The organism is Paenibacillus sp. Y412MC10 (assembly GCF_000024685.1).
GTDB lineage: Bacteria > Bacillota > Bacilli > Paenibacillales > Paenibacillaceae > Paenibacillus_AQ > Paenibacillus_AQ lautus_A.
On sequence record NC_013406.1, the window covers coordinates 6,980,539 to 6,998,706 of the forward strand.

Genomic DNA, 18,168 nt, shown 5'->3' on the forward strand with positions numbered 1-18,168 from the left:
ACTCTTCGATCCAGCAAAAAAGGAGCAGCCTAAGCTGCTCCTAATCATAACGGCATCCGCATGAACTTACACAACATAATCCGCCATAATATGCTCAATATCGAACGGGGTCACCCCATGTTCCACCGAGAAGATCGTTTCCGCCTGTTCCGCATGGTCTACGGACTCTCCTCTTGCCTTGGCATGCAGCATGAACAGATCGTACAGATCGGGCTTCCGCAGGGCTGTCATGGCTTTGCCCATCAAGACCATCCCCTTCTGATTCCCCTCTACATTGTTGTAGTAGTGTGGATGTCTGGTTAGGGACAGATCGGTCCAGATGACCGTACGCTCCACCAAATCCAGGATAACGGGAATAGCGATCTGCGTATCGGCGGCGACATCGATTTTATTAGCCACCGTCGAGGGCTCGAATATTTCACCGGAACCGGGTTTCTTCCGCATCATCCAGCCCACGAAGCACTCCGGCAGGTTGCAGTACGGTTGATTTGTATACGAATGAAGAGTCGCCACAATATATCGTCCGCCGTATTGGACGATGGTTGGAATATGCAGATCAATGAATTCGCATGCTCCTTGAGGAGCTGACACGATATCCCCGCTGTGCACGGCCCTGTAATGGGAGGACCGCAGATTCGTATAAGAAATATGCTCGACGTACTGCCAGTCGTGATCATACATGACGGCGGACAGGTCAATATCCACGCGGCCAGTAGGCTCCCCGTTCACGCGTCCTTCCTTCCACCAGCTGAAGAAACGGATGGTATCCCCTTCCGCCATCGGCACGCGGCTTCCCCGAACCAACGTATGCAGGGCTTTGCTTGCCGATCTATGCGAGAACGGCACATGATAATCCTTCAATCGCTTATCGACATAGGCCTTCCCCAAGGGCGGCAGCGAGGCGAACCGCTGGACCAGCACCTGCTCGCATACCTGCACGATGTCTCGGCATGCCGCTTCATCGATCTCCGGAAGAGTGTGGGGTACGGCAAAGGCTTTAGCCACATTTCCTTTCGGGAAAAAGACGCGCAGCTCTTGAGGTTCACGGCGACGGGCAAAATGATTATTCACTTGCAGCAAGACCGGCGTCGATACTTGATTCGCCACCTCGCCAAACGCCAGAACGACATACTCCGTATGTTCGGTGGATCGCAGCAACTGATCCAATCTGCGGGCAAATTCGCCCGGACGCTGCATCAATAAATCGATCAAATTCCAGACCTGGTTGTACTGAAATGCAAGCTCGACACTCCCGTTATAGGTGGTAAAGGGCTTATGATTCCGCAAAATATCAAAGGCTTCCTCGCAGCGTTTATACCGGTGCTTATATTCGGAAGGATGGAGGATTTCGCCCAAACGAATCCAGCGGTCCTTAAATCTGAGCATATCCTCCGTTATCGGATGGCAGCGTTCCAGCAATCCCAGAAGCAGCCGTCTTTCGCGCCGCTTAAATTTGCGAAACCGGGTGGCTTCCGCCAGACTGACATCTCCGCCTGACCATGCCACCGCCAGTCGAAGGACATCGGTTGCGGTTTTGAAATAACGCCCGATCCGCTCGACATTCCCCTTGTCATGCTTCATTAACGCAGCTGCCACGAATCCCGCATTCTCCTTGAACGGAATCTCGGGAGGGAGAATGACATCCAGTTCCTCGGGGTCGAGAAGCTCAATAACGGTCTCAATATCCTCTTTATCCGTTGGGGAGATGGAGCCTTTAGCTTGGATCAGCTGGCGTATCATGGCATAGAAACCCGCCTTGCTTCCCAGATCAATGGTTTTCAGGTTGACTTCATCCTGCAACGGAGGTCTCTCTTCATGCTCATATGCAGGCAAATCCCAAGTCAGATAATGATAGATGGCATTCAGGTACAGCTCCGCATCAGCCTCCCCCATCACCTGCATCGGGAACGCGGGATACATCGGCTCATATTTTACATGCGCGCCTACCATCACCCGTAAATCGTTAATCAGCGGTTGATAAAGCGCTTCGAACTGCTCTCTGGATAAGGCTCGCACGGCGTGCAGCAATGGATACGAGAACGTATACCCAAGCTGCTCGATATTCTTCGCGGCCGTCGCAAGATAAGCTTTTGGGAGACGATCCGATTCATTCTCTGCATCAACCATCAATTTGTTCGCTCTACGTAAATAAATCGAGTTCATCATATTAAAGAGTCCAGGAAAGCCATATCCCTAATGTCATTGAAAGAATAATAGAAGGAAGGAATATGATAGCCTGGACGCCTCCTCTCTTGAATCAAACTCCCTCAGGAAAGCTGCGACCCTAGGTTCGCCAATTGAAATAGAAGGAAGGATCGCAATAGCCTGAAGGCCAAAGGTTCAAAGTCCATGACCTCAAATCTTTGATGAACCCATCATCCCATACCTTGCAGCCGGCCAACAGGGCGAAAGTATTACGACTTTGGAAAATGAGGAATGATTTCACTCTTATAGATGATAAAAAAAAGCGAAACGCCTGGACTTATCTTTTTTGTTAAAATAAACTTAAAATGGAAGCCGTGCGATTTTAGAATTCCGATTATGATTGGAAAGCGAGGTGCAGCCATTGACGACCCTTATTGTGATCATCGTCATTTTCTCACTGATCACGCCGTCCTTCTTCATCGCGAAATTCACCAAGGAATTACGGGCGTACAACAACCGAAACGTGCAGCGCAAGACGATTCTCGCGAGCGGTACGCCCGCTCAAGCACAGATCAACTCGATCCGGCAAACGAATGTGCAGGTTAACGATCAACCTGAAGTGTTGCTCGACCTAAGCGTCACCAAACCGGATGGTGGGACGATCCATACCGTCGTAAGAACCGTTATCCCGATCATAAGCATCCCCACGTTCCAACGAGGCAATATCATCGAAGTAAGGCATATGACCATAGATAATGAGTTGAAATTCGAGGTCGTAGGCGCCTATATACCTTGACCCTGAATTCTCGATTACAGCTCTCCCTCAAGATAAGGGATGAGGTACGATTCAGGCTGCGCAAGGAACTCGGTAAAGCTGCATAGATCGGCATACGTCTGATGCTCCACATCGTAACAGCCAATCAGGCCCTTTTTCTTCGGATTCCATACGAGCTGCAGATCGGAGTAATTGTCAATGTCGGCTGACAGGCGCAGAAACTTTTGTCGGCCGACTTTCATCTCGATCGTATCTGTCAGGGTGAAGAAATCGATATACCCGATTTCATATTCATTCTCCGGCAGCTTAAGCCGCAGCTGGTCTCCTGTCAGAAAACGGACCAATTCATCGGTCAATTTATACTTTTTCAGCGCATACTTCTTGTTCTCTAAGCTATGAAACTCGGCCGGCTCCAGCGATTTCAAGTAGTCGGCCAGGACGGTATCCTTATTGCCGACCGCAATCGTATACGGCCGCTCGCCGTCCTTTTCCGCCAACGTCACGTCAGCGCCGCGCTCAATCAGATGCTTGACCATGCGCTGATTCCCCCTCCGCGTGGCCACGGTTAGCGGAGTCGCTTGATAAGGATAGACCATATCGGGCTGATTATAATTGATGTCCGCCCCATGATCGAGTAGATAATCGAGTGTCTTATAATCATGGTCCGACACGGCTTGGCGCAGCACCGCGCTGCCATGCAGCTTGAGATCCAATCCCAGCTCATGAATGAGCGGGATGTTTTTTTTGTTGCCGTAATAGGCCTGTGCATATGCGCCTGACCCGGTTTGATTGAGTTTATCCAGCTCGGCGCCCTGCGCTGCGATATAACGAACGATATCTTCCTTGCCGTACCGCACCGCTCGCAAAAAAGCCGGATTATGATGGACATTCAGGTTAACGCCGTGCTCGACCAGCAGCTTCACAACATCCATGCGCTGTGAGATCAACGCCAGATCGAGCGGGCTTACCGTCGTGTATTTGCTTAGTACGATGCCATCCTCTATATCCCAGCCTGCGGTTATTGCCTCCTGCAAAGCCGGAATGTTCCCTTTGTAGATGTGCATCGCAATCTCCGGCAGTTCCTCGAATTTACCGATATCTTTCAGAACGATCATCGATATTCCTCCCTGCGTAAATCCTGTGTATGTATGCTTCTTCCTTATTTCAATAATTGGAACGAATTTTCCTTTCACATGATGTGTAAGGCAGGAATGCCTCCGGCAGGCGTTGAATATGGCATAAACGATCAAATCAAAGGAGTTGTTCAAGGCAATGAGTGCATATGATATGCAGATCGGCAAACTAATCAGTGGAACTATGAAGCGTACGAGCAGCTGATCGAGCTCGGCGAAACGGCTGTCCCTTACATCGGGGAGCATTTGAATGACAAGCTTAAGGAAGATACGCGGCTGATCTTGGAGACGGCAGTTCGAGATTTGGGACAGCTCTAGCCCTGTCGCTTGATACGCTCCTATCACACGAACAGCTCCGCTCCTTAGGCGCCTACAAAGGATATGGCGGGGCTTTTCCTGCTGCGATGTTATCGGGATGAACGTCTGCAGGCTCATGTCCATTCATGCGGAGATACATATATTCCACTTCTTCCAGCGGCATTTGCAGCGTTCGGCTGATTTCATAGAGGTCGATGTCCTGCGCCAGAAGCTCCCGTGCCTGATGGATTTTTCCATGCAGCCAACCGTGTTCGAGCATCCATTCTTTCACCCGGTCCAGCAGCTGTTTTTGGGTCTCCGCATCTGCGTGCTTTTTATATTTAGCAACGGACTCCGACAGATAGTCGTAGAGATAACTCCCCAGTGCCTCGCGCTGCTCGTGTTTGGACATTCGTTGGTACTGCTCATAACTTAAACTGATATCCAAGTCGAGGGTATGATCCCTGCTATCCAAACGTCTGGATGTTTTTCGGCCATAACTTTCCGGCAAAACGTGAAATACAACAAAGATATCGAACGGAAACTTCCAGGCGGCAGCCAGTTCCCCTAACGGCAGCAGCTCGTCCCTTAATTGACCTACGCACGTTCCGTGTGCATCCAGCGAAAAAGCCAGCTTCATCCCATGTCCCCCCTTATCTTAAACGCAGTTCCCCACTTGATGAGTACCGATATGGATCTAAGTGTTATGATACCCTTTCGCACCCTTTCGACAGGAGCCATGCCTCTATAACGGCAAATGCCTGCCCTGCATCCTGTTCATAGAAGACGGCTACCTCTTGCTGATAAGCATAATTGAATCGTACATATCCGCCCAGTTCCCGATAGAACAAGCTGCATGTATATTCGTTTTCCACGCACAGATCCGGCGGAAAGGACGCTTGACACATACCGGCCAGCTCGAGCAACGAAGGCTGATCCTCCCCTGGCGGCAAACGCAAAAAGAGATGGCTCCGCGTACCCGTCCACGGTTCGTAATAGACGACTCCCTCTTGGCTGCTTCCATACACCTGACGGTATATTTCATCCAGCACCGCGGCGTACAGGCCTTCATCGTTCCGCTCCCGTGACTGCAGCAAGATTGCTTGTATATGCTCCGCATGCCGAGGCAGCCAGAGCAACTGAGCCGTCTGGGGATGCACCGCCAGAAAATCACCGTCCACCGTTGTGCCTATAGCGATACACTCTGCAATCTGCGGCTCCGTAATGGGACTGTCATCGTCATGCTCCCATAACCCGTACTCGGCAAAAGGCTGCAGCACCTCCCTATCCGGCTGCTGGACATTCATCCACCCGCGGTAAGTCCCTTCGCCGAATCGCTGCATAAACCGGACGTAGCCCGGCGGATAAACCCCCTCTTCCTCTCTTCCAAGCACTTGACTCTGGCCATCCGACAGCGGCCTCGGTCCCGATACGATGTACATGATCACTCCTCCTGTTTTCTTCTATTATTCCACAATTTTCAAGCCATGACGAGAACCCCATCCGACTTCTTCCGTTCGTTCTCCCTGCTTTTATGACACGTGTCATACGGATCTCTTTACAGGTGTGAATGTTGCGCCAGGGAGATCGTACCTACAATAAAAAGACAAGAGAACCTAGAAGAAAGAAGGAATGGAAGAATGGAACAACGAACGGGCAGAATTCGCCTGCTGGATATTTTGCGGGGCTTCGCGATCCTGGGAACGCTCGGGACGAATATTTGGATCTTCGCACATGCGGGGGATCTACGCTACATTACCACCTTTGATCACTCCGGCTGGTGGGGAGCGGACGATCTTCTCCGGATGATCGTCTTGTTTCTGGTAAACGGGAAGCTGCTCGGACTGCTGACGATCATGTTCGGGGTCGGTCTGGAAATGAAGTACCGGCAGGCCAAGCGCAAAGGAAAGCCGTGGCCTGGTGTTTATTTATGGGCCGTTCTGTTTTTAATCCTCGAAGGCCTGCTGCATTTTATATTAGTCATGGAGTATGACATCTTGATGAGTTACGGGATTACCGCCATCATTGCAGCCTTTATCGTAAAGGGCGGCGACCGGCTCATCGCCCGCACGATGAACATAATCGGCAGCGTCTTCGCTATTGCGATTCTGGCCCTCGCAGGACTGATGCTGGCGAGCGGCGCAAACGTATCGCTGGGCAGTTTTGGCGATATCGTTGCTCTTTATCAAGAAGGAACTTGGATGGAGCAAGTCCAATATCGGCTGGCGAACTTCCTTCCGCTGCGAATGGAAGCCATCCTCGTGATTCCGACCAATGTGTTTCTGTTCCTGCTAGGGGTTCGCTTTATGCGCTCAGGCGTATTCGCCCCAGATGACAACGGCAAAAGGCTGCGAAAAAGGCTATTCAAGCTGGGTATATATGTCGGCGTGCCACTCAACCTGCTCATATTCGTTCCCGGCGGCGCTTTCGATCTACCGGTGCGCTATTTATTCGCTCCACTTATGTCTATGGGGTATATAGCAATCATTGCGAGAATGATACAATATACGAAATGGGAATGGCTATGGTGCCGTCTGGAGAACGTCGGAAAAATGTCACTGAGCTGCTATGTGCTCCAGAACATCATCGCATCCACCATCTTTTACGGCTGGGGGTTGGGGCTTGCCGGCAAGCTGAATTCAGCGGCCATTATCGCCATCTGGCTGGTTATCTCCGCATTTCTGCTGGGCATGGCGTCCCTATGGCTCCGCCGCTTTAAGCTTGGGCCCATGGAGACCGCCCGCAAACAGGCGATAGGTTTCTTCGAATCAAGATAGCCGAAATTGGGGGCTTGATATGTTCTATAAGTTGTACCCGAGGGATCAGATCAAAAGTTATTTGCTCATCGATATCATACTGACCGTATTCTTATGCTACCAGGTGTTTCGTTCGGATACGGCGCTGGGACTGTGGGGCAGCCTTTTGCTGCTCCTGCTGTTCCTTGTTTCATTCTATGTCGCATTATGGCGTCGGGGCGGCTGGCTGCTGGCTGCCGTGCTGGCGGGCCTGTTCGCTGTAGGCGTACTCGGGGTGTATACGGGGCCGAGCACCCTGCTGTTCGGGATCATTTTTGCCGATTTGCTGGGCCGGTCCAAGTCCAAGGTACATATCGCCATCGGCTGTGCGGCCATTGCCCTATCATTCCTGCTCGTGTTCGTTTTCCGAAAGGAACCGCTGCTCGAAACGTCCAATGCCATTTACCTTCCGATCATGATCATACAGTCGGTATATCCGATCGTCATCTACATCAAGGAGAAAGCAAAAAGCCTGCAGGGGGAGCTGGATGAAGCCAATGAGCAGATCGCAAAGTATATCCAGCAGGAGGAGCGGCAGCGAATCGCCAGGGATCTCCATGATACCTTGGGTCAGACCCTCATGATGATCAAAATGAAGAGCGAGCTGGCAACGAAATGGGTGGATAAGGATCCGAGCCAGGCCAAACGGGAGCTTAGCGAGATTCTGGATACCTCCAGAACCGCCCTCAAGCAGGTGAGGGAGCTGGTATCCGATATGAAGTTCATCTCGCTGGCAAGCGAGCTGGAGCATTCGGCCAAGCTGCTGCATACGGCAGGAATTGCGCTGAGCATCGAGAATCCGGAGAAGCCTCCACTGTTATCCAGCGTGGAAGAAACGATGCTGGCGCTCTGCGTCCGGGAAGCCATGACCAATATTATCAAGCATAGCAGGGCCGACCGGTGCACCGTCAAACTGGAAACGAAGGATCATGCCTTCGGGATCCATATCGCGGATGACGGCGTGGGTCTTGCGGGGAACGCCGGCGGAAACGGCCTTCCGTCGATCATGGAGCGGATGAAGACGCTGGGCGGGTCCTCCGCCATCGACCCGTTGCCTCAGGGGGGCACCAAGGTGTCCCTGAAACTCCCGCTTCGCCGGCATGAAAAGGAGGACGCATCATGATTCGAATCGTCATTGCAGAAGATCAGCAAATGCTTCGCGGCGCATTCGCCTCACTGCTCAATTTCGAAGACGACATCGAGGTGGTGGCCGAGGTGCCGGACGGGCAGCTCGCCTGGGACGCGATTCGGCAGCATCAGCCGGACGTGTGCCTGCTCGACATCGAGATGCCTCATATTAACGGCCTGGAATTGGCCGAGTCCATACGTCAAGCAGGCCTATCCTGCAAAATCGTGATCGTCACGACCTTCGCACGTCCCGGTTATTTGCAAAAAGCGATGGAGGCGCAGGTGGAGGGCTATCTGTTAAAGGACGAGCCCATCGATTTCTTGATTGAGGCCATCCGGCGGGTCATGAAGGGCGAGCGGGTCGTGAGCACCGACTTGGCGGCCGCGCTCTTCATGAAGGAGGAGAATCCGCTCAGCGAACGGGAAATCGAAATGCTCCGGTTAACCAAGGAAGGCATGACTACCGGCGACATCAGCAAAGCCTTGTTTCTGACAAGGGGAACCGTGCGCAACTACCTGTCCTCCGCCATCCAGAAGCTGGAGGCGGATTCCCGGCAGCAGGCCGTCACGATCGCGGAAGATAAAGGGTGGCTGTAAACTCCCCGGGATACATATGTAGGAGGTGAAGGAGATGAACGCTTTGACCCATACGACAGCCAGCGTGCCGTGGCAGCGGTTGACGACAGCCTATGGAAGAGGTACGGATATTCCTCGGCTATTGGAAACACGACAATATAAAGAATTGGCCAGCCTGATCGAGCACCAAGGCACCCTGTGGCAGACGACACCATGGGCCCTGCTTATGCTCCTGCGGGAGCTTGCCAAACAGAAACCGGAGCAGGTCTCTTCAGAGGAAATGGAATTATACTTATCCGTAGCTTCAGCCATAACCGTGGAATATATGGATTCGGCACAAACGGTTGAAACGATGGATAAGCTGCTGGACGAAAGATACTTATGGCCGGAAGACGACGAAGAAGACGATTTGCGATGGGAAGAAGAGGAACCCCCCGGTTATGAAGCGGAAATCTTCATCAGTTATTATTACTTCAGTTATGTGCTGCTGCAGGAAGCGGCTCCTGTATTCAAAGCAATTATGAACGGCAGCGATCAGCATGCCGACTCCATTTCGGAGCTGCTGGCACTGCTCGAGCCGAAAGATGCCGATATGTAGAAACATGCAGGTTTGGCAAAAAGCGCGAGCCTCCGGTACCGACACCGGAGAATCCTACATAGGACAGCACGGATTTAAACCTTTTTTAAACGAAACCATCCGCTCGTTTTAACCTTGATCCGTTATCATACAAATAATTGCGATAACAAGGAGCGAGCGTGCGTATGAGAGTTCTGGAAATGTTGTGGGTTGCAGCCTGCGTTGCGATGCTGATAATACTGTTGAGCCGTAACACAATAAATCGGAAGGCTGGCGCGATCGTCTGCATCGCTGGCGGTTTGCTGTTCGCCGTGCAGCTGCTGGTTGAGGGATACAGGTGGCAGATGATTCCGGCCTACATCGTCACCGCTTTGCTCTTTGTGTTGGTTCTGTTCAAACGCCGAACGGTCAAGAAACCGCTGCGGTACACGATATGGGGCCTTTCGGTCGTTTTGCTGGGCGGATCGGTTGCCTTATCGGCACTGCTGCCGGTTTTCCATTTACCGAAGCCCTCGGGCGAGTTCAGGGTGGGAACGGATACGCTCCATTTCGTTGATGCGGACCGGGAAGAAACGTTTACCGAACAAAAAGGCGACAAACGTGAGCTTATCGTTCAGGTATGGTATCCGGCCGCAGCGTCTGGCCATGACGCCGAGAAAGCTACGGTGTTTCCTAAGGATAAACGGCTCTTTCATACCTATATGCAAGCATATTCCGAATATCTGGGCCTTCCCGCGGCCGCGTTAGACTATTGGAAATACAGCCGGGCCAACGCTAACGGCCATGCCGATTTGCGGCTGGCGGAGAATCCGTATCCGGTGGTGCTGTTGTCGCACGGAATGGGGGTCGGCAGAATTTTGCATTCGTCCCAGGCTGAACATCTTGCCAGCCACGGCTATATCGTATTTGCCATCGATCATACGTACAGCACGGCCGCCACCGCATTTCCCGATGGGCGCGTAACCGGTTTTCTCACGGAACAATCCCAGGAGCGATTATTCGAGGACAGCCGCACTATTTTGAAGGTGTGGAATGAGGATATCGCCTTTGTCACGGATCAGTTGGAGAGGCTTCAATCAGGCGCCGTCGCCAGCAAGTTTAAAGGAGCCTTAGATCTGGACAACATCGGCATGATGGGCCATTCCTTCGGCGGGGCTGCAGCCTTTGAAGCCGTTTATTCCAACCCGCGGATCAAAGCCGGTGTGAATATGGACGGAACGTTATTCATAACGAAGGACCGGGACGACATGGAGAAACCGTTTATGTTCATGGAATCGGAGGATTTTATGAAGGTGAACGAACAGCAGGCGAAGTATCGCCAAACCCCGGCTACGGAAGCCGAGCTCCAAGCACTGGGGTTAACGCGAGAACAATTCGACATGATTCTGGCGAATCGGGAATTGGAACTGAAGCTAATGGATCGCTTATCTCAACAGGGACTAGGACGGACCGTTTATATCGAAGGCGCAGGACACTATAATTTCACCGATCTTCAGCTGTACTCTCCGCTTACCCGCCTGACCGGCATGACCGGAAGCATGAATGGATCAAGGGGAGCCGAAATCGTCAACCGCTACGTGCTGGAATTCTTTAATCAGCATTTGCGCGGAATGGAGAGTAAGCTTCTAACCGGCCCCTCGGAGGAATACCCGGAAGTGAAGTATCCGGACCGGGTGTTTCTGGAAGGCTAGATTGCCTTACGCTCTATACGTGCCTGATATGTCCTTCTAGTTGTTCATAACCAGCCCATATTTCTTAACGATCCACGAGTCAATCAGATCATTCACCGCTTGTTGACTTATGCGAACAGCCGGCTTCTGCTCTTGCATAGCGTTTGCGGCTTGTACCGAGAAACGAAGCGGCTTGGTCATTTTTTTCATGGATGCTGCCATTTCTTCGAAAAAAACATACGTCAACGGCCGGTGTCCCCGAATATCCTCATACAGATAATACTTTCCTCGTTCATCCTCTGCATCGATTCGAATTCCCTTTGGAAGGGAGAGCAAGATATAGGGTAATTCATCTTCTGCCCACTGTCCCCGGAAGGGGAATGAGACACCTTCATTTCTGACAAAGAATCCGGAGCTTTCATCCCCCTCAGCAATCGAAATAGAATAGACAAAGAAAGGGTGGTAATCGGGCCGTTCTTGCGCCGTAAAATACTGATAATAGGTACGATACGCCTCAGTCACCTGATCCAGATCATGCTGGGTCATGGCATGATTCGTACGGTGAAATTTGGCTTGTTTTTGCTCAAAACATGTCAACATTTGGTTGAATTCTTCCGGCGTTATTAGAAATTTCAGTTTATAAAATCCGCTGTTTTTCAATCTCTCCATTCATCTCACCGCCTGATATCGTTTTATCCCGAGGTTTAGATGCGTGCATGAAAAGTTACCCGGGTTCCTTCGCCTAACCTGCTCTGAATATGAAGCCCTGTTCCGAAATGCCGTTTTAATCGCTGGTCCGTATTGATCAATCCGACCCCGGACTGATGGTTTGCTGTTCTCTCTAGGATTCGCTGCAATTGAGCTTCTTCCATTCCGATCCCATCGTCCTGAACGGTTATCTCGGCATGCGCGGCATGGACGGAAATTCGAATATGTATGGTTCCCCCATAAGTGTGCTTCATGACGCCATGCCTTATCGCATTTTCGACCAAGGGCTGGATCGAAAGGAACGGAATTTGCAAGGCTCCGCAGTCGTCTACCTCCCAAACCACCTGCAGCCGCTCTTCAAACCGAACCTGCTCGATATAAAGATACGAGCGCACCAGACTCAGCTCCTCCTCGATCGGTACAAGTCCAGCCGTGTCTTGGAATCTGAATTTATATCTCAGAAAGTTGCTGAACTCCTCAAGCAGATTCCGCATCTTGTCCAAATCAACGTCGCTTAGGGCCGTCACCGCATTTAATGCATTGAATAAAAAATGAGGCTGGATTTGCGCTTGCAGCCATGCCGCTTCCAGTCGGAGTTGCTCCCGGACCGTTTGTTTAATCGTCGTTAAGGCCTCAATCCTCGACCTGATTTCCAAGGCCTCCACCGGCTTGGTCACATAATCGTTGGCCCCCGCCAGAAACCCACTTTGGATGTCTTTCGGTTGGCTTCTTGCAGTAAGCAGCAGCACAGGGAGCTCCGTGAGCGTAAACCGCTCGCGAATCCTCCGCGTCAGCTCATACCCGGACATCTGCGGCATCATAATATCGGAGATGACCAAATCCCACTCCTTCGCATCCAGTACCGCCAACGCTTCTTTACCGCTTGTTGCCATCGTCACCTCGTATTCGTCAGGAGGCAGTATGGCTTCAAGCACCTGAAGGTTGACGGGATCGTCGTCAATGATGAGCAGGGTCGGCCGGTTACTTCTCCTTTCGGGTAAAGCTCCTTGTATCGCGGCTGGCGGGAAGATCTCCTCTTTTTGCAAACCGGCCCCAATGGTATCCTGCATCGGCATGGACGGCAATGTCGGCGGTCCGTTAGAGTTAGAATCACGCTGAACTTCCTCTGTTTCGAACCCTGCCAGCTTTAATGAAAACGTAAATCTCGAGCCCTCCCCTGGAACGGAGGCCACCTCAAGCGTACCCCGATGAAGCTCAATGAGCTGCTTGCTTATGCTTAGACCTAACCCAAATCCGCCTTCGATCATGGTCTCGCTGGCGCTCGCCTGCTCATACGGAAGGAACAAGCGCTTCAGCATGGTTTCGTCCATTCCGATCCCCGTATCGGCAATCGCGATATAGGCTCTGTCGTCCTCTGTAAAAGCTTGAATCGAAATATACCCTTCATTCGTGTATTTTACGGCATTATGCAGCAGATTGAACACGACTTGAATCATCCGGTTCTCGTCCGCCAAGACGGGAGGGAAATCCTCCGGGATCTGATTGACGATGCTGACCGACTTCACTTCCGCGTTAAATTGCAGCATATCCATCACCCCCGTCACGATGGGCTGGATCGATACGGCTTTTTTCTGCAGCCGCGGATTGCCATCCCGCAGACTCATGACGTCCATCAAATCGTTTAATATTAGTGTTAGACGACGTCCGACGGTCAGAATCGTTTCAAGCTCTTTCACACTCCTGTCCTGCAGCAAAGGCCGTTCCCGGTTCAACACGGATTGCGACATGTTAAGCATGCTGTGCAGCGGATTTTTGAATTCATGGGACGTGTTCGCCAGGAATTGATCCTTATGGTCATTCACTCTTTGCAAGGTTGCGGCAATCTCTTTCGTGTTCGCATGCATCTTGAAATAACCCTTAAACCATACAGCGGCCAAACATCCCATCGAAAGGATCAGGTCAAACGGATAATGGGCAACACTTAAGGCGCTTTCCCGCAAGAACAACGCCCACAGGAAATGATGGACCAACGCAACCATGGAAAAAAGCAGCAGCAAATGGTCTTTAATGCCCTTCATTATGGTTTTGGTGATTGCAATGATCGTGATGACGGCCGTTACGCAGCCGAGCAAAAAATAAACCGGGAAAAGCATGATCACCTGCGGCGGAGCCAAGAACAATGTAATGCCGGCAGTTCCTAAGATCGTGACGGCATAAACGGGATGAACCCTGTTCCAATAAGAGAGTTCGCGATGATTCGTGCATTCCAGCAACGCATAGCATCCAATCATAAAGGCGGCATTGGACAACCGAAAATCCCAATCGCTGCTGATGTATATGAATTGATGGAACAGCTTCTCATCCGTGCTCAATATGCTCGAAAGGGTTACGCAGAGGGTCAGCAAGGAAAAATACAGCAGCCTCTTTTCCCTATTCCCCAGTAAAAATAAAATGAGTGCATAAACGGAATGCATAAGAAAGATAACGGCTCCCAGCGTTTGCATCGAAACCGAGAGTTTCATTTCTTTGGCCACGGCTTCCTCTGAACCCAATTTAATGGACCTGGCTATGCCGCTGCTTCGGCTATCCACATAATTGGCCGCCTGAATTACTAATTCGATGACGCCGTTGCCGTCCGCCGTAAAGCTTGCAGAATACGGCAGGTTCTTCGCGGTATAGGCTTCCTTCGTGTCCGCCACCCGCCCGGATTCGGCAAGCAAACGGCCATTGACATATAATTCGGATGACGAACGTACGCTAGGCACGCGAATGCTATAATTCAGCTTCTCCTCGGGATTCACTAGAATACGCAGGCGATAGGAAGCAAATCCATATGGAGACGCTTTGCCATTACCATGCAGAGCTTGATTCCATCCCCCCGGAACCGCAATCAGCTTCGGCGGCTTCGGCCCGCCTGATGCATCCTGCCCGCTCCCATCCAGCAGCCACTGCATGGGATAAAACTCCCACTCTCCGTCAAGCAACAGAATGCCGCCTTCTTCGGCATCCCATTCGCGCAAATCGAGATACCCCTTCTTTATCGTCACCTGCTGTTGATCAGGGAACACTTCCACCCACAGCAGGCGCATGCTCGATAGAATCACTATGAGTAATCCTATTAACCATAAAATGTGGCTCTTTCTTATTTGGTGACTTGGTGGGCTCTTTGCCAAGAGATATTCCTCTCCTAATCCACTTTAACGTAAGCATAGCTCCATTATTTACAATTGCAAACCCAAATGAAAGAACAACCATTGATGACTACCATGCCATCAATGGTTGTTTGCGTTACTCTTATTTATCGGTCAGACCGGTCACTTTCAGCATTCTTGCCATCAATGCCGTCCTCAGCACGCGTCATTTGCGCAGCATCCATATAGTGTCCTACATCAGATTAACAACCCTATCTATACAAAATCTATACACGACGCGCTGGCTCAGGGCCTAAACGGCGATTCTATGACCGATCGGGGCGATATAAATAACCAAAAAAGAGTGTTCCCCAATTAAGGGAAACACTCTTTCTAGTCATCCGCATTATTTCAAGCCCAGCACTTCTACATCGTAAATCCGTGCAGCCGTGTCCCCGCCCTGTGTCGCCTTCTCGATCTGAAGACGCACGTACCGTGCGGAGGTAAGTTCGATGGCATGGCTGCTGATCCCTTGCGTGTTGTCCTTGACCGAGACGGCATCCTTCCACGCCTTGCCGTCCGAGCTTACTTGAATGGAGAAGGCCCGCGTGTTGAACGCGGCCGGCTCGCCTCCGGCTTCCGCGTGCTTGATCACGAATTCGCTGACCTTGTGCTCGGCTCCCAAGTCTATCGTCAACCAGTGCGGTCCGCCTCCGACGGCACACCATTTGGTGGCGACATTGCCGTCCACTGCAAATGGCGGCGCTTCCTTCTCGTTCACAAAGCTGGATGCGGACGCGCTTTTGCCTAGAGCAAGGTTGCCGACGCCGTTCTCGGCTTCCCGGGTTACCGTGATGAGCTTCTTCTGGATCCGATCCTCGCCAACGCTATTTTTAGCGGTCAGCGTGACCTCATACGTTCCTTCCTCGGGATAGGTCACTTTAGGATGCTGGTCCGTGCTGAACGCCGGCTGCCCGCCAGGGAAGCTCCAGCTCCAGGACTCCGTCACTTCCGAGGAAAGATCCGTGAATTGCACCGTTTCTCCCGGCGCAATCAGGGTTTTATCCGCCTTGAAGGCTGCCGTCGGCTTCGGATATTCCGGCCAGTCGAAGCTGGCTGATGCCGCTTTTCCTTGCTGGTAGTGGCGGTTTACCGGAATCACAACCATTTTGGTTGCCTCCTCCTTAAGCGAACGCTTCATTTCCGGTACGTAATAAACGGTATTTCCCGTCATGCCCATCAGTTCGTACTTGCCGTCCGGATGGACGCGGTAAACCTGATAGTACAGAACGTCTTCATTCTGTTTCGGCGCTTCCCACGACAAGCGCGCATCCCCATATATTCCATCGCGGAAATCATTCTCGGTTACCTTCAAATCGTTCACCGCGTGCGGTTTCTTCGCCTTGTCGTTCACCTGCGTAACCGCCAGGCGGCCGATGTTGGCCCGATAATCCGCCTGATCCGCCGCGGACTCGAATTGAAGCGAGATTCCGGTGATCGTACGGCCTTTATACTTGTTCAGCTTGACGCTTCCCTGCTTCCAATCCTGATTCGCGCCCGTCGCGGTCCACTTGCCAGGCTCGAAAAATTCGTACCGATCCGGCGCATCGGAGAATGCCAAGCCGATCTTCACCTTGGCGTCCTTGGCATTGTCGGCATACACGAGCGATACTTCCGTGGTCGCTTCCACCGGGATATTCGCCTTGTACAGCTTGAGATGGGTGGAGGAGCCTTTGCTTACGGCACCCGCCACTTGAAGCGAGCTGCCGCCGTAATAGGACTTGCCGAAATCAAATCCCGGTTTCAGGGCCTCGCCTTTGCCGTTAGTCTCCGTGATCCATCGCCAGGTCGGCAAAATATCCTGCAGGCTCCGGTTGCTCCAATCGCGGCTTCGCATCACTTTGCCGTCCACCGCAAACAAATGGCCGTTGCCCGTATTGAAATGGGTGACGAATTCGGAGTCGGTCAGCACGGTTTTTGCAACGACATCATGGGCAATCCCTCTCCAGGCAAGCGGATCGGTCCCTTCGGGTTGTGACGTGTTCGCCGGATTCATTCCGGGTCCCACCCAGAAAATCTGCTCCTTATTCATGTACTCCTCATGGGTTTCGGAGCTGTTGTACGCCCAATCCGGACGGTAAATTCCCAGGGAGGTCGTGGCTTTCTTCCCGTCCGGGAACAGAACCGGCCAATTGAACCTACCTTCGTAGCCCTTCGCCTCCACGTCGATGCCGGCATATAGATCATACGGACTGCGGCCAAGCTCCGCCGCTTTGGCCGGGGAGTTCAAGAACGGAGTAATGTAATCGTATTGGCCGTTCTTCTCGTCTTTGAACTGCCATCGGAAATCGAGGAACATATTGTCGGAAACCCGCTGATTTCCCTGTTGGAAGAACATTTCGTTCTTATCCGTCAAAGCCCCCTGCCACTTCACCGGCCCCTCCTCGATCATGGAATCGTACCAGATCACTTCCATGCCGGGCGCTTGGTTCTGCTGCAGGTAAGTCAGAAACTCAGCCATCTTGGCCGCATCTTCCGGCGTTCCGCCCTGCGTTTCCTGATTGATGAACCAGCCGTCGAAGCCGTAGTACGTCGCTACCTCGATCAGCTTATCCGCAACCGGGAAAGAACCGTCCTCCCGCTGCTTTAACAGATCATGCAGCCACTGGATTTTGCCTCCGTGCTCGGTTTGCGGCAAGAAAACGGTTCCAAAAACAGGAACCCCATTCTTATGGGCCGCATCGATGACGTCGCTGCTTGGCGGAACGATTAATCCTTCGCCTGCGGAGCCGCCCCACATGACCAGCTTGTCGATGTACTGCCAATTGCTGAACGTATAGGTATGGAACTTCTCAGAGCCTTGCGAAGGAGCTCCGCTTGTGCTCGGATACATGGAAGCGATCGATAGCACCTTCACTTCTTCCTTGGCGTTGCCGTTTACTTTGCTTCCTTGGATGCGCTGATCCTCCAGCTTCACCGTTCCCCGGTTAAAACGGGCATCCTTGTCCTTGGACGGCGACCATTCCAGCAGCGTGTTCGGATACCAATACGACGAATGCGGCTGGGCCGCTTCGGCTTCTCCGGCAAAGCCCGTCAGGGATGCAGCAAGCAAAGCCGTGCTCATCCATGCCGCCATTCTGCGCTTCCACTGGGTTCTTGCGTAATAATCCGGTTTGATTCGTTTCATGGAAAAACCTCCTATTATTCGAAGATCATTTCGCTTACGCACATTGGAGCCTTTTTCGGTGAAGAAAGAAAGGACAGAGAGAAAC

At 51.9% G+C, this 18,168-nt stretch carries 13 protein-coding genes; 6 read left to right on the top strand and 7 right to left on the bottom strand.

The features are described 5' to 3' along the window. Positions 1-66 precede the first annotated feature (66 nt). Positions 67-2,166, bottom strand: coding sequence for a TerD family protein (locus GYMC10_RS30900; protein ID WP_015738031.1), 2,100 nt, complete (start codon positions 2,164-2,166; stop codon positions 67-69). A 391-nt stretch (positions 2,167-2,557) separates the two neighbouring features. Here GYMC10_RS30900 and GYMC10_RS30905 point away from each other — a divergent pair, with 391 nt between their 5' ends. Then, entirely contained in the window at positions 2,558-2,941 is a 384-nt protein-coding gene (locus GYMC10_RS30905) for a hypothetical protein (protein ID WP_261979487.1), read from the top strand. Between the two features lie 14 nt (positions 2,942-2,955). Here GYMC10_RS30905 and GYMC10_RS30910 read toward each other — a convergent pair whose 3' ends face one another. From GYMC10_RS30910 to GYMC10_RS30920, 3 genes are all read right to left on the bottom strand, one after another. Next, positions 2,956-4,035 carry an ankyrin repeat domain-containing protein gene (locus tag GYMC10_RS30910; protein WP_041622285.1) on the bottom strand — a complete coding sequence of 360 codons (1,080 nt, stop codon included), beginning with the start codon at positions 4,033-4,035 and terminating at the stop codon, positions 2,956-2,958. 388 nt (positions 4,036-4,423) lie between these two features. Beyond that, positions 4,424-4,990 (bottom strand): hypothetical protein, encoded by a 567-nt coding sequence (locus GYMC10_RS30915; protein WP_015738034.1) that lies wholly within the window; start codon positions 4,988-4,990, stop codon positions 4,424-4,426. A 64-nt stretch (positions 4,991-5,054) separates the two neighbouring features. Then, positions 5,055-5,792 carry a hypothetical protein gene (locus GYMC10_RS30920; protein WP_015738035.1) on the bottom strand — a complete coding sequence of 246 codons (738 nt, stop codon included), beginning with the start codon at positions 5,790-5,792 and terminating at the stop codon, positions 5,055-5,057. A gap of 198 nt (positions 5,793-5,990) precedes the next feature. On the opposite strand from GYMC10_RS30920, the gene GYMC10_RS30925 reads away from it, so the two are divergent. The 5 genes from GYMC10_RS30925 to GYMC10_RS30945 all read left to right on the top strand — a co-directional run bounded on the left by GYMC10_RS30925 (position 5,991) and on the right by GYMC10_RS30945 (position 11,117). Then, a complete protein-coding gene (locus GYMC10_RS30925; protein ID WP_015738036.1) occupies positions 5,991-7,127 on the top strand; it encodes a DUF418 domain-containing protein in 1,137 nt (378 codons plus the stop codon). Between the two features lie 19 nt (positions 7,128-7,146). Then, a complete protein-coding gene (locus GYMC10_RS30930; RefSeq protein WP_015738037.1) occupies positions 7,147-8,268 on the top strand; it encodes a sensor histidine kinase in 1,122 nt (373 codons plus the stop codon). Then, positions 8,265-8,870: a response regulator transcription factor gene (locus tag GYMC10_RS30935; RefSeq protein WP_015738038.1), complete on the top strand. Its 606-nt coding sequence runs from the start codon at positions 8,265-8,267 to the stop codon at positions 8,868-8,870. Before GYMC10_RS30930 ends, GYMC10_RS30935 begins: the two co-directional genes overlap by 4 nt. 34 nt (positions 8,871-8,904) lie before the next feature. Next, entirely contained in the window at positions 8,905-9,447 is a 543-nt protein-coding gene (locus tag GYMC10_RS30940; protein ID WP_015738039.1) for a hypothetical protein, read from the top strand. A gap of 164 nt (positions 9,448-9,611) precedes the next feature. Further along, a complete protein-coding gene (locus GYMC10_RS30945; RefSeq protein ID WP_015738040.1) occupies positions 9,612-11,117 on the top strand; it encodes an alpha/beta hydrolase family protein in 1,506 nt (501 codons plus the stop codon). A gap of 36 nt (positions 11,118-11,153) precedes the next feature. On the opposite strand, the gene GYMC10_RS30950 is transcribed toward GYMC10_RS30945, so the two are convergent. The 3 genes from GYMC10_RS30950 to GYMC10_RS30960 form a co-directional block, all read right to left on the bottom strand. Further along, positions 11,154-11,765 (bottom strand): hypothetical protein, encoded by a 612-nt coding sequence (locus GYMC10_RS30950; protein WP_015738041.1) that lies wholly within the window; start codon positions 11,763-11,765, stop codon positions 11,154-11,156. A 35-nt stretch (positions 11,766-11,800) separates the two neighbouring features. Further along, the gene (locus tag GYMC10_RS30955) at positions 11,801-14,854 is read right to left on the bottom strand and encodes an ATP-binding protein (RefSeq protein WP_410002351.1); all 3,054 of its coding nucleotides are present in this window, start codon (positions 14,852-14,854) and stop codon (positions 11,801-11,803) included. 448 nt (positions 14,855-15,302) lie between these two features. Further along, positions 15,303-18,083, bottom strand: a complete 2,781-nt coding sequence (locus tag GYMC10_RS30960) for an endo-beta-N-acetylglucosaminidase (RefSeq protein ID WP_015738043.1) — start codon at positions 18,081-18,083, stop codon at positions 15,303-15,305. Positions 18,084-18,168 lie beyond the last annotated feature (85 nt).